The organism is uncultured Anaerococcus sp., assembly GCF_963510575.1.
Lineage (GTDB): Bacteria > Bacillota > Clostridia > Tissierellales > Peptoniphilaceae > Anaerococcus.
The window spans coordinates 1-17,717 of sequence record NZ_CAUPFR010000026.1 but is presented as its reverse complement, the minus strand read 5'-3'; the positions used below and the strand labels follow the sequence as shown (position 1 = coordinate 17,717).

Below are 17,717 nucleotides of genomic sequence, written 5' to 3'. Positions count from 1 at the left end.
TTTGTTGGCGAGGAAATCCTTGCCAGCATGAGTAAAAAAGATTTAGAAACCTACCGGAGAAATAAGTTAGGTTGTGTTTTTCAATTTTCTAAACTAATTAGCGAACTAAATATTTTAGATAATATAGAAGTAGGAAAGTTTTTGGCAAAAAATCCCCTAGATGTAAATAAACTTGTCGAAGACCTGGGGATTAAGGACCAACTTTATAAGTATCCAAACGAGATCTCAGGTGGACAAGCCCAGAGAACTTCTATAGCCAGAGCTCTTATCAAAAGACCGGAAATTTTAATTTGTGACGAGCCTACCGGTGCCCTAGATTACGAAAGTGCCAAGGACGTCCTCTGCTTGCTTGAGAAAATGAACAAGGACTATAAGGCTACTATTCTTATAGCCAGCCACAACATCCAAATTAGCAAGATGTGTGATTACATCCTAAATATCCACGATGGCAAGGTAAAATCCTATGTCAAAAATGATGAGAAAATTCTAGCAAAGGATGTGACCTGGTAATGAAAAACCCAATTTACAAGAGAGCCTACAGGCAAGTTTATTTTCACCCTTCTAGGGTCTTGCCTATTTTCATAGCCCTTTGCTTTATAATTATATTTTCTTCATCTTTTTTTACAGCCCAAGATTCTACAAAAAAGCTCTACTACGAGCTTATAAACCAGGGCAAGGTTGAAGATGGTAATTTTACCACCCTTGAAAAATTAGATGATCAAAGTTTTAAGGATTTGGAAAATAAAAAAATAAATCTATATGAAAATTTTTATGTAAAGGCAAAATCAGGAGAAAATAAAAATCTAAGAGTCTTTGAAAATAGGGATAAAATCAACATCCCATCCATCCTTGAAGGCAGACTTGCCCAAACTAAGGGTGAGCTTGCTCTGTCTGCAAACTACGCCAGGGCAAATAATTTAAAAACTGGAGATTCACTTAGCCTAGAAGGAAAAACCTATAAGATTGTTGGTCTTATCGCCCTTCCTGACTATTCTACCCTTCTTAAAAACAATAGTGACCTAGTTATGGATCCTGGATTTTTTGGGGTGGGCCTTGTGGCAAAAAATTGCCTAAAAGAGATAACAGATCAAATCACCTGCCAATATTCCTACAAAGATAAGGAAGATTTGCCAAAATCAAAGGCTAGGGAAAAGCAAAAGGACCTACTTAAAATCATTAACCAAAAAAATATGGCCATAGATTCGCTCTTAAAATATGACAACCAGTGCATCAGGTTTTTTATAGAAGACATGGGTGGGGATGTGCCAATGATGACAACCCTTATGGTTGTCCTTATCCTAGCTATAGCCTTTATCAGCGCCATTCAAGTCAAATCCATGATTGAAGAAGAAGCTCCAATTATAGGCACCCTCCTTGCTTCAGGCTATAAAAAAAGTGAACTAAGAAAATCCTATATGGTCATGCCTATATTTATTACCCTGCTTGCTTGCCTAATCGGCAATATCATTGCCTATACCTATGCCTACCAGACCTACACCTCCCTCTACTACAAGTCCTACGACCTACCAAAATTCGTAGTTTCTTTTAACCTAAGGTCCTTTATCCTAACAAGCCTCATACCTCTTGTGATATATTTGATAATAAATTTCCTAGTAATCAACAAGGCTCTTAAGCACAAGGCCATAGACTTTTTGAGAAATACAATCAAATCACCAAGGGCTAGGCTAAGGTTAAGGCTAGATAAATTTACCTTTATAAATAAATTTAGGTTGAGGGTCATCCTTGCCAATAGGGCCAATATTATCAGCCTAATTTTTGGTATAGGTCTTGCCAACATCCTTTTAATTTATTCTCTAGGTGTGAAACCAATTTTTACAGACTATGCGCAAAAGGTCAAAGATTCAATGAAATATGACCACACCTATATAGTAAAGGCTCCAGACCCTAAAATCAAAGCTGATAAAATTTCTATTCTTAGCTTCAACTTGGTAGATTTTAATATGAAAAAAATCCAGTGCCTAGGAGTGGATGCAGATTCAAAATATAAGGATTTGGATATCGGAAATTTGGATAAGGAAGATGTAATAATTTCAAAGGGTATGGCCAAGGTTTATAAATTAAAAATAGGCGATAAGCTCCAAGTCATAGAAAATTTCAACTATGACAAGGTAAATCTTAAGATAAAATATATAGATGAAGCCAACAACCAATTCCAAATTCTCGGAAAAAGAGAAGAGATAAACAAGATAATAGGTCAAGATAAGGAATATTTCAATGCCTACGGGTCTAATCAAAAACTAAATATCGACAAAAATCTCCTTGTAAATGAAATTAACAAGGAAGAAATGAATAAGTTTATGACCCACTTCCTAGATTCCTTTGGTGGAGTCTTCGATAGTCTCTTGGTCGTGACCCTAGTCTTTTACCTTATCATTTCCTATCTGGTTACCAGCCTAATCATAGATAAGTCAAAGACAAATATATCCTACCTAAAGGTCTTTGGAATAAGAGATGGAGAGGCTACTGCGATTTATACAAATCCTATTTTCCTAATCCTCCTAGTCTTTGAAATTGTAATGATTCCTGTCATGGACTTCCTAATTAGGTTAATGACACGCTTAGCCATCACCAAACTAGATGCCTATGTAGAGATAAATATTCCTCTTTCAAGTTTCTTTGAAGCCATAGGCTTAAGTTTAATAATTTTTATCCTAGTACAAATATTGGAAAAAAGAAAAATTGCAAAAGTAGATATGGTCAAAGAATTAAAGATTATAAACGGATAAAAAAACCTGTTGGAAGAAGCAAAACTTCTCTCCAACAGGCTTTTTCTTAGAACAAGCCATCAAATAGGCTCATTTGATTTTCTTCTTGGATTCCTTCTATGATTCCCAAATCTTTTAAGCTTTTAAGGGCGTTTTTATTTACCGAAGTCCTAGATGTGAGGTCTTCTATAGAAATAAAGTCGCCCTTTACCCTTTCTTCTACTATATCCTTTGCCATGGCCTCGCTCACATCATCAACTGCAGCCAAAGGTGGAAGGATTTCCCCGTCCTTAATCAAAAATTTTGTGGCATCGGATTCGTAAATATCAGCTTTTCTGATTTTTATTTCCCTGGCGTGCATTTCTTCAGCCACTTCAAGGACAGTCCTCAAATCCTGATCTCTCTTGCTTATGTTAAACATTTCCTTGTAGGCATTTAAGGCCATCTGGACAGATTCAAGACCAGATAGGATTGTCGAATAGGTGAAGTCCCCTAATTTTGATGAGAAATATGAAGCGTAGAAAGCTTCAGGATAGTAAACCTTGTAATAAGCAATCCTGTAAGACATCAAACAATAGGCAACGGCGTGGGCCTTTGGGAAAAGATAGGCAATCTTAAGGCAAGAATCTATATACCAGTCCTTGACCCCATTTTCCCTCATATAGTCAATTTCTTCCTCGCTAAGTCCCTTGCCCTTACGAACTTTTTCCATAATCATGAAGGACTTTTTCTTATCAAGGCCTTCCTGGATAAGGGCGTTCATAATATCATCCCTAGTTGAAATAATCTCATTAAAGCCAGCTGTATTTGACTTAATTAAATCCTGGGCATTGTTAAGCCAAACGTTGGTTCCATGGGAAAGACCAGAAATCCTCGCCATCTCAGAAAACTTTTTAGGATAGGTGTCCTTAAGCATTCCACGAACGAAATTTGTTCCAAATTCTGGGATACCAAGAGTTCCTATATCGTTATTTGAAAAATCGTGTTTGATTTTAAGAGGTTCTGTGCAGGAGAAAATCTTCATTACGTCTTGGTCGTCCATCTTTATCTTAAGTGGGTCTGTCCCAGTGAGGTCTTGAAGGTGTCTGATAACTGAAGGCACATCGTGGCCCAAAAGGTCAAGTTTCAATAGAGTTTCCTCCATAACCCTGTATGGGAAATGGGTAGTCTTATTGCCGCTAGCTGGATCATCTGCCGGATATTGGATTGGGCAAATATCGAAAACCTCTATATCATCAGGCACTACTATAAGCCCGCCCGGATGTTGACCTGTTGACCTTTTTACATCCTTTAGACCCCTTTGGAGTTTCCTAACCTGGGCGTTGGTTAAGTTTAAGTTATTTTCTTCCATGTATTTTTTGATATAACCAAAGGCAGTGTTGTCCTGGATTTTTCCAATTGTTCCTGCCCTAAAAACCTTGCCCTCACCGAAAAGTACTTCGGTGTACTTATGGATGGTTGGTTGGTATTCGCCAGCAAAGTTTAAGTCTATATCAGGTTCCTTATCACCTTCAAAACCTAAAAACACTTCAAATGGGATATTGTGACCATCCTTATGCATTGGTGTCCCACATACCGGACAATCTTTGTCTGGATAATCTATACCAGAACCCAACAAGTCTTCCTCAAAAAATTCCGAATGCTTACAATTCGGACAAATATAGTGAGGTGAAAGTGGGTTTACTTCTGTAATGTCAGCCATGGTTGCAGCAAAAGATGAACCAACTGACCCCCTAGAACCAACAAGATAACCGTCCTCGTTAGATTTTTTTACAAGTTTCTGGGCAATAATATATAATACTGCGTAACCATTTGAAATAATAGAATGAAGCTCCCTATCAAGCCTATCTTGGACAATTTTTGGAAGAGGGTCACCGTAAATTTCGTGGGCTTTTTTAAAACAAGTATCCCTGAGCATTTCCTCAGAACCTGCGATTTTTGGTGGGAAGGTTCCGTGAGGAATTGGCCTTATATCTTCAAGAGTCGCCACGATTTTCTTTGGATTTCTAATTACAAGTTCATAGGCCTTAGAATCGCCAAGGTAGGCGAATTCATTTAGCATTTCTTCTGTAGTCCTCAAATAATAAAGAGGTCTGTTTTCCCTATAAAAGAAGAAAGAACCTTTTTTAAGAACGTTTCTTAACTTGTAGTCACCAGGTTCAAGGTATCTCACCCCACCTGTGGCTGCCACTAACTTCTTATTTTCTTCCCCAAAATCAATTATCTTCTGGTTTATTTCCTTAACTTGGGCTAGGGAGTCGATTTTTCCACTTTCTACCTTATCCAAAAACATAGAAACAGGCTCTACCTGATAAAAATCAAAAAGGTCTAGGACTCTTTTTATTTGCCTTTCGCTTCTCTCGCCTAGAATATATTCAAAAACCATACCCTCTGCTCCACCAGCACCCAAAACCAAGCCTTCCCTGTATTTTTCAAGGACAGACATAGGTGTCCTGGCTTCGCCGTTTGCCATGTAATTCATCCTTGATTCGGAAATTAGTTTGTAAAGATTTTTAAGACCTGTCTTATCCTTGGCAAAGGCTAGGGCAGAAAAAGTTTCGTGCTTGGCCTTTGGATAATTTGTCTTTAGCTTATTTATCTTTGAAATATCAAGGCCTTCTTGGTCCATAATCATCTTATACATCTTGATGAAAATTTGAGCTGTTGCCCTAGCATCGTCGCTTGCCCTATGGTGGTTAAAGGCTGGTATATCAAGCTTTCTGGCAATCTTATCTAGGGAGAATTTTCCCATATCATCAAAGAGGGCACGGGCCATAGGTAGGGTATCAAGATAAATTGGATCAAATTTAAGTCCCAATCTCTTGGCGTTTTCTCTTATAAATCCAACGTCAAAGTCTGTATTTTGACCAACAATCAAACTATCCCCACAAAAATCCAAAAATCCTGGCAAGACCTCGCCAATCTTTGGTTTATCAGCAAGCATTGCATCGGTTATCCCTGTAATCTCAACAATCTTTTCAGGTAGGATTCTTTCAGGGTTTATCAATTTGTTGTAGGTTTCAGTTATTTCCCCATTTTCAACCCTCACAGCACCGATTTCTGTAATGGCATCCCTGTATTTCAAAAGTCCTGTGGTTTCTATATCGAAAACTACAAAAGACCCGTCTTCTAAATTCTTGAATGTAGGCAAGTCTTCGCCCGAAAGATTTGTTAGGATTCTCAAATCATCTTCTACTAGGAGAAGTTCTACCCCGTTTAAAACCCTAATCCCGTTTTTCTTATAGGTGTCATAAACATAAGGCAAAACCTGGAGATTTTCTGTATCGGTAATACCAATTGTATCCCAACCCCATTCCTTAAGGACAGGCAAGAGGTCACCGTCATCCACAAAACCATCTAGGTTGGTATATTTAGAATGAAGTTCAAGTTCAAACCTCTTATCAGCTGCCAGGTCTACTTTCTTTGAAATTAGGGCATCTGTAATAGAATTAACTGTAAAGACATCTTCCTTGGCGTAGTCATCAAAGTTTAAAACTCCTTCGACTTGGACAGCCATCCCATCTTTCAAGCCTTCGACCTTGAAATTATTTTTCTTGTTGGCAAAAAGCTTGCAGGAAATGGCATCAGTCTTATCTTCCAAATCAAAAGTATAAATAAAATAACCCGACTTGGTTTCAAGGCAGCTTAAGCCGTAAATTTTACCAATTAGGGAGTTGGTCATGCCTTTTTTGTCATAAATATCCTCGATTTGTATAGGGTCAGCCTTGATTTTTCTCCCAAAATTTAAGCCGTCAGTGTTTTTTTGAGCGTCTTCCTTTTCCTTTTGCTTATTTTGGTAATTGAGGGCCTGGGCTATTTTCCTTTGGAGTTGGGCTTCCTTGGCCTTTTTTAAATCATCAAAGCTAGAATTTTCCTCTTCTTGGTCTTCCTCTTCCAAATCTTTTTCTTCTGGATTTTCTGCTATTAAAGCTTCTTCAGTAGAATCTTCATTTTCCCCAAGATTTTGTTTTTCTTCAGCAAAATCTTCCTCATTAAAAGGGTCATCTTGGCTTGGATCAAAAACTTCAAGGTCCTTATCATCTGTATCTGGAGTTGGCTGGTCATTTTCCACAACATTTCTAAGCTCTGATTCATTTTCACCCACTTTAGGGCCCGGCTCATTTTTAACATCTTCACCACTTGCTGGGTAAAGATTTTTTTCATCCCTAAAAACTATATTATTTAAGTCATCAGGCACGTCTTCGTATTCGACCTCGCCCTCGTATTCTGGGATGTAGTCGTCATAGGTTGTTACGATAATTTTTTCATAGGAAATCTTTAAGTCCACATAAGAAAAATACTCCCTCAAGTCCTCCTCAAGATGAGAATCAAGGGGATTTTCAGATTTTATTTTAATCTCTAGGAGGTTTTCTTTTTGGTGAAAAATTGCGCTTATTATGGTGTATGAATTTTTTTCAACATTAATTAATCTTGCCAGGTCAATTTTCATTTTTCTCTTCTTTTAAAACTTCAATTAGGGTATCGACTATCTCTTCTTCTTTTACTTTCTTCACAGTCTTGCCATTTTTAAACAAAAATCCCATGCCATTGGCAGCAGAAATCCCATACTCTGCCTCTTTTGATTCTCCAGGTCCATTTACCGGACAACCCATGATGGCAACCTTGGCATTGATATCAAGACCCCTTGACTTTTCTTCAACTTCTGCTACTATATTTGATAAATCAACACTTGTACGGGAACAAGTTGGACAAGAAACTATATCGAGTCCATCTCTCCTAAGGCCAAGTGCCTTAAGTATTGCCTTTCCAGCCCTTACTTCCTCAACAATATCACCTGTGATAGAAACCCTCAAAGTATCTCCAATTCCGTCCTTAAGGAGAGAGCCAATTCCAATTGAGGACTTAACAAGAGCTTGGTAAAGAGGGCCCGCTTCTGTTACTCCTAGGTGCAAAGGATAATCTACTTTAGATGACAAAAGCCTATAGGCGTCAATCATGGTAATTACATCAGAAGACTTCACAGAAATTTTTATGTCATGAAAATCCATATCTTCAAGAATTTTTACCTCTTCAATAGCACTTGCCACAAGAGAATCCTTGTTAACTCCGCCAAAACGATCGACTATCTCTCTTGAAACAGATCCAGAATTAACCCCAATCCTTATTGGAATCCTTCTTTTCTTACATTCTTCAACAAGAAGTGCCACCTTGTCCCTACCACCTATATTGCCTGGATTATATCTCAAGCAGTCACAACCATTTTCCACAGCTGCAAGAGCGAGCCTATAATCAAATTGGATGTCGGCAACAAAGGGAATATTTGTCAGGCTTTTGATTTTAGGAATGGCCTTAGCATCTTCTATTGTATTTACAGCAGACCTTGAAATATCACATCCTTCAGCCTCTAAAGCTTTAATTTGCTTAACTACAGCTTCTACATCGGATGTCTTCGCTGTTGTCATTGATTGGATAGAAATAGGAGAGCCGCCACCAACAGCAACATCTCCTACAAAAATTTTTCTTGTTTCTTTTCTCATTTATACCTTCTTATCTAAATATATTTATGATATCCTTTATAGAAACCACCAAAATCAGACCCAACAAAATGAAAAATCCAACCATGGTAACTTTCTCTTCGATTTTCTTATTAATTTTTTTGCCAGTTATCATTTCAATCCCACTTGTCAAAAGCTTTGACCCATCAAGGGCAGGTATTGGCAAGAGGTTAAAAACTGCAAGGTTTACTGAAATATAGGCCAAAAAGTAAAGTAGGCTTGCAAGACCATTTTGGGCTTGGTTGCCTATTTCCTTAAGGACACCAACAGGACCTGATAGGGCTCCAAAGGCGAGTTTACCAGTAAAAAGCCTGCCTAAAATCACAAAAATCATCTTGACATTTTTCCAAGTCTCGCTAAAACCTAGGCCAAAAGCTTCTATAAGATTAGGCTTTCTCCTAGCTGGGATTATACCAATATAAGCATGATCGTCCTTTACTTCTACCTTCAAATCTACAGCAGTTACTGTATCTGAACTTTGCCTAAAATACTCTACTGTAAGAGGCTTTTTATAATCCTTATCCTTATAAAATTCAGAAATTCCTGCAGAAATATCAGCAAAATCTTTGATATCCCTATCTCCGACCTTTCTGATTTCATCTCCTACTTCCATACCGACTTCTTTGGCTGGCGAATTTTCTGTAAAATCACCGATTTTTGTTGTAATTATTCCACTAATTAAGCCAACAATGGTAAAGACCACTACAGCTATAATCAAATTTGCCACAGGCCCTGCGAGAATTGTTAAAAACCTCTTAAAGGCTGGAGCATTGTCATAACTCCTTGGGTCGCTTGATTCATCATCTTCACCCTCCATGGCACAATAACCACCAATAGGAATTAGCCTAAAGGAATACTTGGTCTCACCCTTTTCCTTTGAATAAATAAGGGGCCCCATACCAACTGCAAATTCATTTACCTTTATACCCGACTTTTTAGCCACAATAAAGTGGCCAAATTCGTGAAAAACTATCAGTAGCAAAAATAAAACTACCGCTAAAACTATTCTCATTTTCTCTCCTTAAACCCTAGAAAAAAGATAAAGGACAGGGGCAATAAACATGATAGAATCAAACCTATCAAGGATGCCACCGTGGCCTGGTATCAAATTACCAAAATCTTTAATTCCAGTTTGTCTTTTAATATAAGATGCAATCAAATCTCCAATTTGAGACATAATCGCAGCTACAATTGTAAAAATAACTATCTCTCTAATATAATTTTCAAGGCCAAATTCATGGCAATAAACAATATTTAAAATTGTCGCACCAACAATCCCCCCAAGGGACCCTTCTATAGTCTTGTGTGGGCTAATATGAGCCATCCACGCCATTTTGTGCTTGCCAAAAAGACTGCCAACTAAATAGGCAAAAGTGTCTGATCCCCAAGCTGTGATATAAAGCATCCAAACGTATGATACATTTTTTATCCTCAAAATATGGGAAATCAAAAATGACACATAAAGCATGACAAAGGCTGCAGCAAATGCATCATAAAGAGTGTAATGGCTCCTTAAAATAATATACATAAACAAAAATAAAACTGATACCACAATAGATGCTATATAAAGATCAGAATTATTTATAAAGGCCGCCGCCATGATTATACCATTTGTAAGGTAAAGACACTTCATTGGCAAGTGGAGGTCTATCTTTTTTAGGGCCTTATCCATCTCATGAAGGGCAATATAAGAAAAAGCTGCCACCCCAAGAGCAAGAGGAATCCTCCCTAAATATGTTATCAATATTAAAAGTGTTAAAATGACAGCGCCACCAAAGGCCCTGTTTAAAAACTTAATCATAAACCACCATATCTTCTATCTCTTTTGGTAAAAGCAAGAATTGCTTCCCTTAGGTCATCTTCTGTAAAATCTGGCCACAAAACATCTGTAAAATATAATTCTGTGTAGGCAAGCTGATAGATAAGAAAATTTGAAAGCCTAATTTCCCCACCAGGTCTAATTAATAAATCTGGGTCAGATTGGCCTGCCGTATATAAATTATCAGAAATTAATTCTTCTGTAATCTCATCCCTACCATAACCTTTTTCTATAATTTGTTTAAAGGAATGGACGATTTCATCCCTACCCCCATAATTTAAGGCAATATTTACGGTAAAGGACTTATTATCCTTGGTTTTTTCTATAGCGGAAAGACAAGTCTCATAGGTCTTTTTTGGAAGCTTTGATAGGTCTCCCAAGAAATTTAGCTTGCAATCTTCATCTATAAGTTCTTTAAGTTTTGAATTTACAAACTTAATTAGTAAATCCATCAAAAACCCAACTTCAGACGCCGGTCTCTTCCAATTTTCTGTAGAAAATGCGTAAAGAGTCAAAGTCTTAACCCCAAACTTCTTGGCAGCTTTAGCAATCCTAACCACATTTTCCGCACCTTCCTTGTGGCCGAAGGTCCTAGGCCTATTTTGTTTTTTTGCCCACCTACCATTGCCATCAAGGACAATCGCAATGTGGTCAGGTATTTTTAATTCAGTCATAAGTCCCCTTTTAAAATTCTTATGTCATTATACTCAAAGATGGGCAATTTATCTATGTAAATTTGGACCAAAAAAGCAGCCAGGAAAGCCTAGCTGCTTGTGATTTTATTTAATTTCTATCTTTTTATTAGTTTTTTCTTCCTTGCGTTTTGGAATTTCTATTTCTAGGATACCATTGTCAAGTTTAGCCTGGATATTTTCCTCATCTATATCGCCAAAATACATGGTCCTTGTCATCCTGGTAGATTTTCTTTCCTTGTGGATGTAATTTTTCTTTTCATCTGTATTTTCAGTGTGAGAGTTAACTGTTAGTGTAAGTTGTCCCCTGTCAAAGTCTATGTCAATGGAGTCCTTGTCTATACCAGGCATCTCTGCTTCTACTAAAAATTTATCATCATCTTCTGCTACATCTAGCTTAAAAGAAGACTCAAAAACATTTGTTTCCATAGGTGCATTAAAGAAGGAATCCACCATATCATAAAAATCATTGTATCTTGATAAAGAATTATTTTTTCTAATAAGATTTGCCATAATTATTCACTCCTTATTTTATTTTTATTAGCACTCTCATTGTGCGACTGCTAACTTCTTACATTCATAATATACTATGAAGGTCAGAGAAAGTCAAATTTTTATTGAGAAATTTTTATTAAAACAAAAGAGCCTCTAAAGGCTCTATTTAATCGGACTTTTGCTTTCTATTTCTATTACTTTCTTCACACACCCATCATTAGAAGGGATTTCTGATTGGTCTTTTCTTGGGATTTCTATATCAGGGATTGTGTAGGTTGATTCTTCCATTGATTCTGTTTCCCTAAGACCTAGCTCGTGGGAAAATCTTAGGATGTACTTAGTGTTTGGAAGTTTGACCATGGCGGGTGTTGTCCCTATCCCATCGCCACCTGTCTTTTCCCCTATGATAGTCCCTAGGTCATTGTCCCTAAAAAAGTGGGCTGCAATTTGGGCTGATGAGTAGACATCCTCATCGATCAAAAGATAGAGCTTGCCATTAAATTTATAATCATCACCAAACTCTCCTGAATTTTCAAGACCTGGATTAAAGATAATGTGGGTGTAGTTTTTTCTAATATCATCCATCATCTTCTTATCTTTTTTGAGAAAAGGAATATTTTCTTCCAAATATTTAAAATCCGACTCCTTGATTTTCTTTATAGAATCCCTCAACTCAGGATATTGCGGATCGTACTTAAAAACCTCATCTGACCTAAATAGGATATATTCGTGGCTTTCTTTAAAGCCCTTCTTGCCCAAAATCATTGGATATAGAAAGAAATTTGTGTAAGCAGAATTGCCCCCACCATTTCCCCTAAGGTCAATAATTAAGGCCTTTTTATTTTTTGATTTTTTTAGATAAGTCTTTAAAAGTTCTAAATCTTCCTCAAAATCAGGTGTGCCAGGGTCAATCATTGCCCTGATTTTTAAGTAGGCTATGTCCTTATTTATATCTAGGGTTATTAGATTTTTTGTAGCAGCCTTAGATTCTATAAAAATTTTTTCAAAAAAACGTGAAATTTTTGTCCCAAATAAATAATTTATCAAATCAACATTAACCAGACCTTTTTCCTCCTTATTTGAAAGGACAAAGGTCTCTTTCATATCATAAGACTCATTATTATCAAGAAGATTGGTGTGACCATCGCCCAAATCTTCTAAAATCCTATTCATCTTGTCAAAAAATTCTTTATCGGTCTTTAGGTTTTTAATTTCATTTTTGTAAGATTCTCGATTTTTCAAAAAATCATAGGTCCCATTCCTATAAAAAAGGGCGTAGTATTTTTCTAGAGTGTCAAAGGCATAGTCAAAGTCATTTTCAAAAGGACTTTGGTCTCCGGAATAATATTTAGGGTCAATTTCATAATCAAAATGCACCTTCTTATCTCTTATAATAAAAGATATGGAAATCCCAATAATAAGTGAAATTGCTAAATATAATATTTTTTTAGTTTTTTTCATATTTTTCCTCAATTGCCTAGGACATTCAAAATTTCTTCAAAAGAAGTTTCGCCTTCTAAGACTTGGATTAGGCCGTTTACTAGCATTGGTCTAAAGCCGTCTTTGTTTAGTTTTTCTTCTATTTTTTCACTTTCTAGGCCATATTTTCTTAGGATGTCTTTAAATTCATTATCTATGCTTATTACTTCTTCTACTGCCTGGCGGCCCTTGTAGCCTCCGTTGCAGTATGGACACCCTACTGGTCTGTAGATTTTTCTTTCCCTGTCGACTTTTATGTAGGCTGACATTAGTTCATATTCTGCATCGGTCATAATATCAGCCCTTTTGCAGTCGCAGAGTTTTCTCACTAGCCTTTGACCTGCCAAAAGATTTACTGCTGCCCTTATGAGGTAGTCTTCTACTCCCAAATCTTTTAGCCTGATGAGGCCTGAAAATGCGTCACGGGTGTGGGCAGTAGATAGGATTAGGTGGCCAGTTATGGCCGCTCTGATGGCGATTTCTGCAGTTTGCCTGTCTCTAATTTCCCCAATCATTATTATATCTGGGTCTTGGCGGAGGATTGACTTGAGGATCACTGGATATGTTAATCCAATTTTTTCGTTGATTGAAATTTGGTTTATATTTTCAATCTTGTATTCTACTGGGTCTTCGATGGTGATTATGTTTACATCTTCCCTGTTGAGTTTCTCAAGGAGGGCATACAAAGAAGTTGTCTTTCCTGATCCAGTTGGCCCTGTCATTAAGATTATGCCAGATTTTTTCCTGATGGCTCTTTCCAATTTTTCCTTGCTATCATCAGAAAAACCCAAAAGCCTGGCCTTTTCCATAAAAATATCTATTGATAAAATCCTTATAACTATTTTTTCGCCAAGGATTGTTGGAACTGATGATACCCTAAAGTCGATGCCTGGAAAGCTTTCATACTTCATGGACTTATCCTGGGGCATCCTTTTTTGTGATATATCCATTCCACAGGATAGCTTTATTTTTGAAGATACCATGTCAAAATATTCCCTCTTGATTTGCATAATATCAATAAGGGTCCCGTCTATTCTTAGCCTAACTTTACCATAGCCTTCTTCTGGTTGGAGGTGGATATCGGATGCGTAAAGGCCGATGGCTGTTCTTATTAAATTTTCTATAAAGCCGTCAATATCAACAGCAATTTGCCTTTGATCTAACATTATACACTCCAATACTTATCGTCAAGTGACCTGTATCTTACAGCTTCTAAGAGGTGTTTAGCTGTTATTTCCTCGCTTGCCTCTAAGTCTGCTATGGTCCTTGCCATTTTTAGGACCTTGTTGTAGCTCCTTACAGAAAAATTATATTTATTGAAAGCCATCTGGCCGATTTTTTCTACTTCGGGACTTAATTTTATATATTTTTTCATCTGTCTGGTTGATAGCAAGGCATTAGTCTTGATTTTTTCGTCCTTGTACCTGTCAGCTTGGATTTGCCTTGCCCTTACCACTTCGCTTTTTAGCTCGGCAGAAGATTTTGACTTGGTTTCATCATTCAAATCATCGTATTTTACAGGCCTTATCTCGATGTGAATGTCAATCCTATCTAAAATAGGAGATGAAATCTTGTTTAAGTACCTTCTGATTTCGTTAACCGAACAGGTACATTCTTTGAGAGGATTGCCATAATTGCCACATGGACAAGGGTTCATGGCTGCAATTAAGATAAAGTCTGACGGATATTTTACACTTGCCTGGGCACGGGCCACATTTATTTCCTTGTTTTCGAGAGGTTCCCTCAAGGCTTCTATGACGTTTTTCTGGTATTCTGGAAATTCATCCAAAAACAATACTCCCCTGTGGGCAAGGGTGATTTCGCCTGGTTTTGGCACAGAATGGCCACCTCCGATTAGGGCAACCTGGCTTGAAGAGTGGTGGGGAGCCCTAAAAGGCCTTGCACTTACCAAATGGCCACTGTCTAAAAGACCCATAATCGAATAGATTTTTGTTACCTCGACTCTTTCCTCAAAACTCATGTCGGGTAGGATTGTAGGCAAATGTTTGGCAGAGAAAGTCTTGCCAGATCCTGGAGGGCCAACCATTAACAAATTGTGACCGCCCGCTGCCGCTATTTGAAGTGCTCTTTTTAGATTTTCCTGACCCTTGAGGTCCTTAAAGTCCAAGTCATAAGAAATTTCTTCCTTCAAAAGGGCCGGATTAATCTTGTAAAAATCTTTTTTCAAATCTCCATTCAAAAAGGCTACCACATCATTTAATTTATTAAAAGGATAGACCTCTATATCGGAAATTATGGCACATTCTTCCTTGTTGTCTTCAGAAATTATAAATTTCCTAAAACCCTGCTCCCTCATAGAAATCACCATGGCTAGGGCACCTCTAATTGGCAGAATTCTCCCATCTAGGGAAAGTTCTCCCAAAAATATATAGTCATCGTAGGCCCTGTCTATAACTCCCATGGAACTTAAAAGAGAAATAGCTATGGGCAAATCAAGCTGAGTTCCCTCTTTTTTTAAATCTGCTGGTGAAAGGTTGATGGTAATCCTACCTGCAGGAAATTTATATGATGAATTAACAAGGGCAACCCTCACCCTATCCTTGGATTCTTTTATAGATGAATCTGGCAAACCAACTATATTAAAGGCTGGCATTCCTGATGTAATATCGCTTTCAACTTCCACTAACTTGCCCTCAAGGCCAATTAGGGATGTGGTGTTAGTTTTAGAATACATAAGTCCTCACTTTCTTATATAATTATAACATAAAATCAAAATCCTAAGGGAAAATCGAGCAAAATAAAACTCCCACCTCGAGGTGGGAGAAAGGAGAAAAACACCGAACGAAAATTTTTCGGTATCGAATGTATTAAATTTATTTAGTAGGAACAATTAGACCGTAGTCACCTTTTTTTCTCTTATAAACAACCCTTACTTCCATGTCTTCTGCATCTTCGTAAACAAAGAAGTTGTGGTTTAGTAGTTCCATTTGGAGGATAGCCTCTTCTGCACTCATAGGTTTAACTGGGATAGTTTTTTCCCTGGCTATCTTGATTTCTTCTTCTTTTTCATCTGCTTTGACATCTGCGTCAAAGACTTCAAACTTGATGCTATCGCCGGTTTGTCTGCCCCTTTGAAGTCTAGTCTTATGCTTTCTAATCTGTCTAACTAGAGCATCTATAACCCTGTCAATAGCATTTTCATAAGTTTCCTCGTAGGCTTCTGCCCTCAAGATTGTGCCACCCTTCAAAAACATAGTGGCTTCAAGCTCATAGCCAACGCCCTCCTTAGCAAACTTAAGATCCATATTTTCTTCATCATGGAAATACTTATCTAACCTATCAAATTTCTTTTCTGACTCGATTCTGATATCTTCTGTCAAGGTGAAATTTTTAGCTTTGATATTTAGTTTCATAATTCCCTCCTATATTTAGTTAGCACGGTGCTAACTTTTATATTAATTATATACCCAAAAACCTTTTCCTTAAACTTTTTTTTAAAAATTTTTTTCTATGCTATAATAAAATTATCCCCACAAAAGAAAGGGGGTGATTCCCAATGGGGAAAAATTTGATAGATATAATTTTTATAATTATATCAAGTTTTGTATTACCCTTGTTATCGAATATTCTTTTCGAAATATGGAAAGAAAAAAGAAACAAGGAATGAAAAAGGAGGAGCTGCAACTCCTCTTTTTTCGATACCCAAATAGGGACATTTGATAAGTTTTGTATCACAAAGTTTGCGCTTTGCGGCTTTTTTGATAGAAAAGAGGTGGCTTCTCTTACTAGGATTATATGATAAATAGCTTAATTTTTCAAGATATTATTAAGATGATTCCAAAAGTCTTTACTAATCGTAGTTAATAAAAAATTTATTTCTGTGATATAATAAAAATATCCCCGATAGAAAGGGGGTGATGCCCAATGGGGAATATATTTGATATAATCATTACGATTGTATCCAACCTAATATTGCCTTTGTTGAAAGACATTCTTTTCGAATATCGGAAGGAAAGTCGCAGCAAAGAAAGTAAAAAAGAGTAGTTCACACCTACTCTTTTTTGATGCCCGTATGGGGACTATTTCAACCTAATATCACAAAGTTTGCACTTTGCGGCTTTTTTGATGGGTAAGAGGTGGCTTCTCTTAGTCATATTATATGACTATTTACAGATTTATTCAAGCTTGAGACGCTTATTACATTTATCCACCAAGGCAAAAGGGTATAGTTATAGTATAAAAAATAAAGGAGAATTTATGACACAAATTAATGACTTATTTGACTATGAATTTCTATCTGGAATCTTAGTTTCTAAAGATAACAATAAAATTGCCTACAAAAAGACCCAGGCAAACCTTAAAGACAACAAATATGACACCGATCTTTACCTTTACCAAAAAGATTTAGGCAAGTCCTACAGGATTACAGACAAGAAAAACGCTTCGCTTTCCACCTTTGATGGCCAAGGCTCTTTGGTATATAAATACGACTCTGATGATACCTATGATTATTTTTACAAAAATGACGGTCACGGACTTGGCGAGCTTCTCTTCAAACTTGATAAGGATGTTAAATCTCTAAAATGGCTTAAGGATAACACCTACCTCCTTTCTGCCAGCCCAAAGAAAACCGAAGAAGAAAAAAAGACAGAAAAAGAAAATGAAGCCTATGAAGAAGTTACTACCCTTCCTTTTTGGCTAAATGGAGCAGGCTACCTCAAGGAGGAAACAGTCTATTATTACCTTTACGATTTAAAGGCTGACAAACTTACAGAAATCCTAAAATCAGACAAGGACAATGAAGTAAATGGCCTAGATATAAGCGAAGATTTAGGAAAAATCGCCTATATAAGAAGCCACTCTGATGCCAATGACGTTATGGAATTTCGTGAATCCATCATCCTAAAAGACCTAAAGACAGGAGAGGAAAAAGTCCTCGTTGATAAGGGCTATGCTACCTACACCCTTCACTTTATCGAAGATAGGCTAATTTTTGTTGGCACAGATATGAAAAAGGGTGGCATAAATG

The 17,717-nt window shown here is 37.0% G+C and carries 12 protein-coding genes and 1 pseudogene; 3 read left to right on the top strand and 10 right to left on the bottom strand.

Going from position 1 to position 17,717, the window contains the following annotated elements; genetic code table 11:
- Positions 1-510: ATP-binding cassette domain-containing protein (locus tag RQ907_RS03345; RefSeq protein ID WP_311491991.1), on the top strand; the 510-nt coding region annotated here is incomplete at its 5' end.
- A complete protein-coding gene (locus RQ907_RS03340; protein ID WP_311491990.1) occupies positions 510-2,747 on the top strand; it encodes an ABC transporter permease in 2,238 nt (745 codons plus the stop codon). The genes RQ907_RS03345 and RQ907_RS03340, both read left to right, overlap by 1 nt.
- Positions 2,748-2,793: 46 nt before the next feature.
- Here RQ907_RS03340 and RQ907_RS03335 read toward each other — a convergent pair whose 3' ends face one another.
- The 10 genes from RQ907_RS03335 to hpf all read right to left on the bottom strand — a co-directional run bounded on the left by RQ907_RS03335 (position 2,794) and on the right by hpf (position 16,101).
- Positions 2,794-7,176: a PolC-type DNA polymerase III gene (locus RQ907_RS03335; RefSeq protein ID WP_311491989.1), complete on the bottom strand. Its 4,383-nt coding sequence runs from the start codon at positions 7,174-7,176 to the stop codon at positions 2,794-2,796.
- The gene (ispG, locus tag RQ907_RS03330; protein WP_311491988.1) at positions 7,166-8,224 is read right to left on the bottom strand and encodes a flavodoxin-dependent (E)-4-hydroxy-3-methylbut-2-enyl-diphosphate synthase; all 1,059 of its coding nucleotides are present in this window, start codon (positions 8,222-8,224) and stop codon (positions 7,166-7,168) included. Before ispG ends, RQ907_RS03335 begins: the two co-directional genes overlap by 11 nt.
- Positions 8,225-8,234: 10 nt before the next feature.
- The gene (locus RQ907_RS03325; protein ID WP_311491987.1) at positions 8,235-9,254 is read right to left on the bottom strand and encodes a M50 family metallopeptidase; all 1,020 of its coding nucleotides are present in this window, start codon (positions 9,252-9,254) and stop codon (positions 8,235-8,237) included.
- Between the two features lie 9 nt (positions 9,255-9,263).
- Positions 9,264-10,043 (bottom strand): phosphatidate cytidylyltransferase, encoded by a 780-nt coding sequence (locus RQ907_RS03320; protein ID WP_311491986.1) that lies wholly within the window; start codon positions 10,041-10,043, stop codon positions 9,264-9,266.
- Positions 10,040-10,735, bottom strand: coding sequence for an isoprenyl transferase (locus RQ907_RS03315; protein ID WP_311491985.1), 696 nt, complete (start codon positions 10,733-10,735; stop codon positions 10,040-10,042). The genes RQ907_RS03320 and RQ907_RS03315 overlap by 4 nt, the downstream gene beginning before the upstream one ends.
- Before the next feature lie 105 nt (positions 10,736-10,840).
- Positions 10,841-11,266, bottom strand: a complete 426-nt coding sequence (locus tag RQ907_RS03310; protein ID WP_311491984.1) for an Hsp20/alpha crystallin family protein — start codon at positions 11,264-11,266, stop codon at positions 10,841-10,843.
- A 144-nt stretch (positions 11,267-11,410) separates the two neighbouring features.
- Entirely contained in the window at positions 11,411-12,709 is a 1,299-nt protein-coding gene (locus tag RQ907_RS03305; RefSeq protein WP_311491983.1) for a S41 family peptidase, read from the bottom strand.
- An 8-nt stretch (positions 12,710-12,717) separates the two neighbouring features.
- Positions 12,718-13,893: a GspE/PulE family protein gene (locus tag RQ907_RS03300; RefSeq protein ID WP_311491982.1), complete on the bottom strand. Its 1,176-nt coding sequence runs from the start codon at positions 13,891-13,893 to the stop codon at positions 12,718-12,720.
- The gene (locus RQ907_RS03295) at positions 13,893-15,422 is read right to left on the bottom strand and encodes a YifB family Mg chelatase-like AAA ATPase (RefSeq protein WP_311491981.1); all 1,530 of its coding nucleotides are present in this window, start codon (positions 15,420-15,422) and stop codon (positions 13,893-13,895) included. Before RQ907_RS03295 ends, RQ907_RS03300 begins: the two co-directional genes overlap by 1 nt.
- 139 nt (positions 15,423-15,561) lie before the next feature.
- Complete coding sequence (gene hpf / locus RQ907_RS03290; RefSeq protein ID WP_311491980.1) at positions 15,562-16,101, bottom strand: ribosome hibernation-promoting factor, HPF/YfiA family; 540 nt, start codon at positions 16,099-16,101, stop codon at positions 15,562-15,564.
- An 844-nt stretch (positions 16,102-16,945) separates the two neighbouring features.
- Between hpf and RQ907_RS03285 the strand changes: the two are divergent.
- Positions 16,946-17,717, top strand: a pseudogene (locus RQ907_RS03285) (S9 family peptidase); the annotation flags it as partial.

Excerpts from the sequence above, each read along its gene's own strand:
- RQ907_RS03340 (WP_311491990.1), top strand. The coding sequence starts at position 510 with ATGAAAAACCCAATTTACAAGAGAGCCTACAGGCAAGTTTATTTTCAC.
- RQ907_RS03335 (WP_311491989.1), bottom strand. The coding sequence starts at position 7,176 with ATGAAAATTGACCTGGCAAGATTAATTAATGTTGAAAAAAATTCATAC.
- ispG (WP_311491988.1), bottom strand. The coding sequence starts at position 8,224 with ATGAGAAAAGAAACAAGAAAAATTTTTGTAGGAGATGTTGCTGTTGGT.
- RQ907_RS03325 (WP_311491987.1), bottom strand. The coding sequence starts at position 9,254 with ATGAGAATAGTTTTAGCGGTAGTTTTATTTTTGCTACTGATAGTTTTT.
- RQ907_RS03320 (WP_311491986.1), bottom strand. The coding sequence starts at position 10,043 with ATGATTAAGTTTTTAAACAGGGCCTTTGGTGGCGCTGTCATTTTAACA.
- RQ907_RS03315 (WP_311491985.1), bottom strand. The coding sequence starts at position 10,735 with ATGACTGAATTAAAAATACCTGACCACATTGCGATTGTCCTTGATGGC.
- RQ907_RS03310 (WP_311491984.1), bottom strand. The coding sequence starts at position 11,266 with ATGGCAAATCTTATTAGAAAAAATAATTCTTTATCAAGATACAATGAT.
- RQ907_RS03305 (WP_311491983.1), bottom strand. The coding sequence starts at position 12,709 with ATGAAAAAAACTAAAAAAATATTATATTTAGCAATTTCACTTATTATT.
- RQ907_RS03300 (WP_311491982.1), bottom strand. The coding sequence starts at position 13,893 with ATGTTAGATCAAAGGCAAATTGCTGTTGATATTGACGGCTTTATAGAA.
- RQ907_RS03295 (WP_311491981.1), bottom strand. The coding sequence starts at position 15,422 with ATGTATTCTAAAACTAACACCACATCCCTAATTGGCCTTGAGGGCAAG.
- hpf (WP_311491980.1), bottom strand. The coding sequence starts at position 16,101 with ATGAAACTAAATATCAAAGCTAAAAATTTCACCTTGACAGAAGATATC.